The sequence below is a fragment of the Bacillus sp. SIMBA_074 genome (assembly GCF_046534555.1).
GTDB lineage: Bacteria > Bacillota > Bacilli > Bacillales > Bacillaceae_G > Bacillus_A > Bacillus_A mycoides.
The window spans coordinates 1-256 of the sequence record NZ_JAWRYM010000820.1; the positions used below are offsets into that span (position 1 = coordinate 1).

Annotated in this window: 1 protein-coding gene; it reads right to left on the minus strand. The window is 42.6% G+C overall.

The window, feature by feature from the left end; translation table 11 throughout:
• Positions 1-256 (minus strand): nucleotide-binding YajQ family protein (locus SB773_RS33050; RefSeq protein ID WP_410594655.1); only part of this gene is annotated, 256 nt, incomplete at both ends.

Sequence of the window (256 nt, forward strand, 5' to 3'; positions counted from 1 at the left end):
TCTTGCCGGTAACCCGGATTTGATCATCCTGGATTTGGCTTTTCACTTTAAGACCGCTATTTTTAATGATGGTATTGATCTTTTTTGCTTGTTCCTTATCGATGCCTTGAATTAACTTGGCCCGTTGGCGGACAGTACCACCAGAAGCACCTTCTAGCTTACCATAGTCCAGATTCTTGATCGGTACGTCACGTTTAATGAGTTTACCAATGAGGACATCCTTCAACTGGTCAAGCTTATATTCATCGTCTGACAC